Consider the following 5,879-nt stretch of genomic DNA (forward strand, 5'->3'; position numbering starts at 1 on the left):
TGCCCCGCCCGCCGGAAGCGGTCGAGCTCGGCGAGTGGCGGCGGCTCGTCGTCGGCGATGGCGGCCATGCCGAGTGCCCGGAACGGTTCCCCCGCCGCGCGCTCGATCTCCTGGAGCAGTGGCAGGTCGGCGGTGGTGGCCAGGCGGATGCGCATGGCGTCAGTGTGCTCCGTACCCGGACGGCAGGCCCTAATCGGGGCCGCCCGTGGTGACCAGCTCGTCCGCCGGGCTGTTCACGGGCTGGGGCGTGCCCGTGAGGTCCAGGACGAAGAGGGGGACGGCGAGGGTGTCCGCGCGCGCCCGCGCCTCGTCGGTGTACCCGGCGAGCGAGAAGTGCACGGGCACCGCCGAGTCCGCGAGGGCGGACAGCCAGAGCGTCTCGACGTGGCGCAGCGTGGTCCGCCGGGTGGACGGCTCGACCCGCGCGACCAGGCCGGGCGCGTGCAGCCCGACGCTGTGGCCGCCGCGCTGCTCGACCTGGCGTACGTCCCGGTAGCCCAGCCACTTCAGGTACAGGGCGGCGGCGGTCACCGCGTCCCGGCCGGTACGGATGGTCACCGGGTGGAACGCGGGCCGGGGCGCGGGCCCGGTCGGCGGCAGCGGGATGTGCAGCGGCGGTACAGAGGACTGCTGCGGGCCCGAGGCGACGGAGCGCACGGGGATGCGCAGGGCGGTGCCGCAGGCGCAGCCGAGCTCGGGCTGCGGCCACTGGTCCCGGCGCCCGCAGGACGGGCAGCGCGCGCTCACCCAGGCGTCCGCCCAGGTGCGATGCGTGATGGGTACGGCGGGTGCGCCACGCACCAGGGGCGGGGCGACCGGGGTTCCGCAGGCGCACGGGTAGGCCGGGGCCGCGTACAGGTGCTCGCGGCGGCAGACCGGGCATCGGACCGGCACGCTCTCAGCCATCGGAGCCACCCCTCGCCATGGTCGGCTCCCTCCGTGTGACATCGCGTTTCCCCCCTGCCGCGTACCCATGCTCCACCAATCCGCGGCTTCTGGGGAGGGAGTTGGCCAGGTTGCCCGCGCCGAAGGCCGGCCGAGGGGCGATCGACGGACCCAGGGGGCTCGTGGGGCGCTCTTTGCGGGGTCTTCGCGGGGTTCCTGAGAGAAGGCCTCTTGACGATCCTACGGACCTGCTTCTACATTGCTTCCGTATAGCAGAACATTACTTCCGCATAGTGGAAACCGAGAAGCGGTGGCCACTGGAAGTGCCCGACAGGTCGACGCAGGAGTACCCAATGCCTCGAATGACAGCCGCCGCGGCGGCAGTGGAGATCCTCAAGCGCGAGGGCGTTACGAACGCGTTCGGCGTGCCGGGCGCCGCGATCAACCCCTTCTACAAGGCGCTCAAGCTGGTCGGCGGTATCGACCACACGCTGGCCCGCCACGTCGAGGGCGCCACGCACATGGCCGAGGGCTACACCCGCGCCAACCCCGGCAACATCGGTCTGGCGATCGGTACTTCGGGCCCCGCGGGCACCGACATGATCACCGGTCTGTACTCGGCGATCGGTGACTCCATCCCGATCCTGTGCATCACCGGCCAGGCCCCGAGCCACCTCCTGCACAAGGAGGACTTCCAGGCCGTCGACATCGCCTCGATCGCCAAGCCGGTCGCGAAGATGGCCGTCACCGTCCTGGAGGCCGCGCAGGTCCCCGGCGTCTTCCAGCAGGCCTTCCACCTGATGCGCTCCGGCCGTCCGGGCCCGGTCCTGATCGACCTGCCCATCGACGTCCAGATGGCCGAGATCGAGTTCGACCCGGAGACGTACGAGCCGCTGCCGGTCTACAAGCCCGCCGCGACCCGCGCCCAGATCGAGAAGGCGATCCAGTTCCTGCTCGCCTCCGAGCGCCCGCTGATCGTCGCGGGCGGCGGCATCATCAACGCCGACGCCTCCGACCTGCTTGTCGAGTTCGCCGAGCTCACCAACACCCCGGTCGTCCCGACCCTGATGGGCTGGGGCACGATCCCGGACGACCACGAGCTGAACGCGGGCATGGTCGGCCAGCAGACCGGCCACCGCTACGGCAACGCCACGTTCCTGGAGTCGGACTTCGTCCTCGGCATCGGAAACCGCTGGGCCAACCGTCACACCGGCTACAAGCTGGACGTGTACCGCGAGGGCCGCAAGTTCGTCCACGTCGACATCGAGCCCACCCAGATCGGCAAGATCTTCCCGCCGGACTACGGCATCACCTCCGACGCCGGCGCCGCCCTGGAGCTGTTCGTCGAGGTCGCGCGTGAGCTGAAGGCCGCCGGCAAGCTCCCGGACCGCTCCGAGTGGGTCGCCTCCCACCTGGAGCGCAAGGCCTCGCTGCAGCGCCGTACGCACTTCGACAACATCCCCATGAAGCCGCAGCGCGTCTACGAGGAGATGAACAAGGCCTTCGGCCCGGAGACCCGGTACGTCACCACCATCGGCCTCTCCCAGATCGCCGGCGCGCAGATGCTGCACGTCTACAAGCCGCGCCACTGGATCAACTGCGGCCAGGCCGGCCCGCTCGGCTGGACCATCTCGGCCGCGCTCGGCGTCGCCAAGGCCGACCCGGAGACCCCGGTCGTCGCGCTCTCCGGTGACTACGACTTCCAGTTCATGATCGAGGAACTGGCCGTCGGCGCCCAGCACCGCATCCCGTACGTCCACGTCCTGGTCAACAACGCCTACCTCGGCCTGATCCGCCAGGCGCAGGCCGCTCTGGACATCAACTTCCAGGTCAACCTGGAGTTCGAGAACCAGAACAGCCCCGAGCTGGGCGTGTACGGCGTCGACCACGTCAAGGTCGCCGAGGGCCTCGGCTGCAAGGCGATCCGCGTCACCGACCCGGCCGACCTGGGCGACGCCCTGGAGCAGGCCAAGAAGCTGGCCGCCGAGCACCGCGTCCCGGTCGTCGTCGAGGCGATCCTGGAGCGCATCACCAACATCGCGATGAGCAAGACCGCCGACATCTCCGACGTCACGGAGTTCGAGGAGATCGCGACGGAGGACTGGCACGCTCCGACGGCGATCAAGCCGCTCAAGAGCTGACGCTCCGACCCTGACGACGGGGCGGTCCACCCGGAGGGGGGTGGACCGCCCCGTCGTCGTACGGGCGCCATGTGTAAGGGCGTTACGCGTACGGGCGCTACGTGTACGGGCTACCCGTGCGCGCCCGCCAGCGCCACCGGCTCGCTCCGCCGCGACAACCGCCGCGATGAACCAACCTGCCGCGCCGTGCTCCTCCAGATACGTGGCGGTGACCGGGGGCGACACCGCCGAGCAGCGCGGTGGTCAGGGCGTGCGGCAGACCGATGCCCAGGGCGCGGATCCGCGGCGGGAAGAGGTCCGACAGCAGCTTCGGCATCACCGTGGTCGCGCAGGATGTGCCGTACGGGAACGGGCGCCGTGCGCGGGCGGACCTCGCGCCGGAACACCTCGGTCTCCACCAGCCGGTGCCGCAGCATCAGCAGTACGGCGCCCATCAACCCGCCCACCAGGAACGGGATACGCCAGCCCCACGAGGCGAGCGCCTCCGCGCCGAGCGCGCCGGTCAGCACCCCGCCGAGCATGGACGCGGTGAACGCGCCGCCCGCGGTGGTGAGCGAGAAGAGGCTGCTGTACAGGCACTTGCGGTGCTCGGGGGCCACCTCCAACAAGTAGGCGCTGGCGGCGGGCCATTCACCCCGGACGAGATGCCCTGCGCCACCCGCGCGAGCAGCAGCACGAACGGGGCGGCCAGGCCGATCTGTTCGTACGTCGGCGTGACACCGACAAGCACGGAGCCGCCGGTCATCAGGGCGATGGCCAGGACGAGCGCGGGTTTACGGCCCCTGCGGTCGGCGAGCCGGCCGAGCAGGATGCCGCCGAGCGGGCGTACGAGCACGCCCACGCCGAGCACCGCGAAGGCGCCGAGCAGCGACGTGACGGGGTTCGCCGAGGGGAAGAACCTGGCGGCGAACAGCGGCGCGAACAGGCCGTAGCCAGCCAGTCGAAGGACTCGACGAAGTTGCCCACCACGGTCGTCGCGACCGAGCGGCGCCGCGCGCGTGCGGGCACTTCGGGCTTGGCGGTGCCGGCGGTACCGGACGGCTCAAGCACTGTCGGTGGTGGTGCCCGCGTAACCCTGGCCGACGATGCGCCGTGCGGCCTCTGTGCCGGAGCCGGAGTCCGGGACCACTGTGTCCAGGCAGCTGACTTGACTTGCTCCTCGGGCTGAAGCCCGAGGATTCCGGCCTTCCCTCCCGAAGCCCGTGCCGCTATGCGGCGTGGGCTTCGGGAGGGAATCCGTGGCTTCCTGTTTCGTCGCGCTGTGCCAGAACGGGTTCTGGTCTTACCTGCGCTCCACAGGCTGATACCGCCAGTCCGGCGGCCTGTTTCACGTTGCGTGCGGAGTTGATGTCCCGGTCGAGGAGCGCTCCGCAGGCGGGGCAGGTCCACTCCCGGACGTGGAGGGGCTTGGGCCCGTCCACATGCCCGCAGTGCGAGCAGGTCTGGCTGGTCGGTTCGAACCGGCCGATCTTGATGAGGGTGCGTCCGTACCGTTCGGCCTTGTAGACGAGCATGGCCACGAACTGCGCCCAGCCCGCGTCGTGCACACTCTTCGCCAGCCTCGTGCGCGCCAGCCCCTTCACCGCCAGATCCTCCACAGCGACCGCTTGGTTCTCGCGGATCAGCTTAGTGGAGAGCTGGTGGTGGAACTCGCGGCGGGCATCGGCCACTTGGGCATGCGCTCGGGCGACCTTGATCCGGGCCTTCTCCCGGTTTTTCGATCCCTTCTGTTTGCGGGACAGGGCCCGCTGGGTCTTCTTCAGCTTCTTCTCCGCACGGCGCAGGAAGCGTGGGGAGTCGATCTTCGTGCTGTCGTCGAGGATCGCGAAGTGCGTCAGGCCCAGATCGATGCCCACGCTCTCAGCCGTCTCGGGCATGCGGGTGGCATCCGCGTCAGGGTCGGTGTCGACGACGAACGAGGCGAAGTACCTCCCGGCCGCATCCTTGATCACGGTAACCGAGGTCGGAGTGCTGGGCAGACTGCGTGACCACTTCACCTTCACCGCCCCGACCTTCGGCAGACTCAACCGCCCGCTACCGGTGACCGACCAGCGGGCATTGGCAGTGAACCGGATCGACTGCCGGCTGTCCTTGCGGGACTTGAACCTAGGCGCCCCCAGCCTGGACCCCTTGCGTTCGCCTTTGAGGGAGGCGAAGAAGTTCCGGTAGGCCGTATCCGCGTCACGCAGGGACTGCTGCAGGATCACCGCGGAGACTTCACCCAGCCATGAACGGGCCTCGGTCCGCTTCGCCTCGGTGATCAGACACTTCGACAGCTCCCCGGCCTTCGGGAACGGCAAGCCCGCCGCCCGCGCGTCCAGACGCGCACGTACAACGTCGTTGAAGACGACGCGAGCGCACCCGAACGCCCGCTCCAACGCCGCACGTTGGACCCGATCCGGGTACAACCTGAAGGCGTACCGAAGCTGCATACGAAACAACGTACGCACGTACGATCGCCAGCTAGACCCCAAGATCGGAACTGCCCGACACTGCACGCTTATGACACATTCACCGTACGGTTGTCGCGATCAAATCTGGCACAACGTGTTCACGAACGATCAGCTGGCGGGCCAACACACCGGCCGCGCCGCCTCCTGCACCTCTGCGGCGATCCGCAGCAGGGCCCGCAACCGCTCGTCCGCGGGCGCGGATCCGAGGTCGGTGAGCACCGCCTCGACGAGGGCCTGGCCGCGGTCGAGCTGGGCGGCGGCCGCGCCGTCAGCGGGAGGGTGGAGCCGTCGGCTGAGCATGGGACGTGGCAGGGCGCCGCGCAGGGCGTCGTCGGGCTTCGCAATCGACTTGTGATCTACGGGAGTTGCGGGGCTGTGGGGCTGTGGGGCTGTGGGGACC

5 protein-coding genes and 2 pseudogenes are annotated in these 5,879 nt (G+C 69.7%); 1 reads left to right on the forward strand and 6 read right to left on the reverse strand.

The window, feature by feature from the left end; translation table 11 throughout:
* Both GUY60_RS39285 and GUY60_RS32940 read right to left on the reverse strand, forming a co-directional pair.
* Nucleotides 1-155 (reverse strand): annotated as a pseudogene (locus tag GUY60_RS39285) (GNAT family N-acetyltransferase); the annotation flags it as partial.
* 34 nt (nucleotides 156-189) lie between these two features.
* Entirely contained in the window at nucleotides 190-906 is a 717-nt protein-coding gene (locus GUY60_RS32940) for a hypothetical protein (RefSeq protein WP_161704582.1), read from the reverse strand.
* 332 nt (nucleotides 907-1,238) lie between these two features.
* Between GUY60_RS32940 and gcl the strand changes: the two genes are divergently transcribed.
* The gene (gene gcl, locus GUY60_RS32945) at nucleotides 1,239-3,026 is read left to right on the forward strand and encodes a glyoxylate carboligase (RefSeq protein ID WP_161704584.1); all 1,788 of its coding nucleotides are present in this window, start codon (nucleotides 1,239-1,241) and stop codon (nucleotides 3,024-3,026) included.
* 110 nt (nucleotides 3,027-3,136) lie between these two features.
* On the opposite strand, the gene GUY60_RS32950 is transcribed toward gcl, so the two are convergent.
* From GUY60_RS32950 to GUY60_RS39835, 4 genes and pseudogenes are all read right to left on the reverse strand, one after another.
* Nucleotides 3,137-3,625 carry an MFS transporter gene (locus GUY60_RS32950; RefSeq protein ID WP_312866514.1) on the reverse strand — a complete coding sequence of 163 codons (489 nt, stop codon included), beginning with the start codon at nucleotides 3,623-3,625 and terminating at the stop codon, nucleotides 3,137-3,139.
* Nucleotides 3,529-3,876 carry an MFS transporter gene (locus GUY60_RS39590; protein ID WP_312866515.1) on the reverse strand — a complete coding sequence of 116 codons (348 nt, stop codon included), beginning with the start codon at nucleotides 3,874-3,876 and terminating at the stop codon, nucleotides 3,529-3,531. The genes GUY60_RS32950 and GUY60_RS39590 overlap by 97 nt, the downstream gene beginning before the upstream one ends.
* 358 nt (nucleotides 3,877-4,234) lie before the next feature.
* Entirely contained in the window at nucleotides 4,235-5,458 is a 1,224-nt protein-coding gene (locus GUY60_RS32955) for an RNA-guided endonuclease InsQ/TnpB family protein (RefSeq protein ID WP_161704587.1), read from the reverse strand.
* Nucleotides 5,459-5,587: 129 nt separating this feature from the next.
* Nucleotides 5,588-5,879 (reverse strand): annotated as a pseudogene (locus GUY60_RS39835) (hypothetical protein); the annotation flags it as partial.

This window comes from Streptomyces boluensis (assembly GCF_009908195.1).
In the GTDB taxonomy this organism is placed as follows: Bacteria; Actinomycetota; Actinomycetes; order Streptomycetales; family Streptomycetaceae; genus Streptomyces; species Streptomyces boluensis.

What these genes read in the sequence shown, in the direction of transcription:
- GUY60_RS32955 (WP_161704587.1), bottom strand. Translation starts at nt 5,458, where the DNA reads ATGCAGCTTCGGTACGCCTTCAGGTTGTACCCGGATCGGGTCCAACGT.
- GUY60_RS32940 (WP_161704582.1), bottom strand. Translation starts at nt 906, where the DNA reads ATGGCTGAGAGCGTGCCGGTCCGATGCCCGGTCTGCCGCCGCGAGCAC.
- gcl (WP_161704584.1), top strand. Translation starts at nt 1,239, where the DNA reads ATGCCTCGAATGACAGCCGCCGCGGCGGCAGTGGAGATCCTCAAGCGC.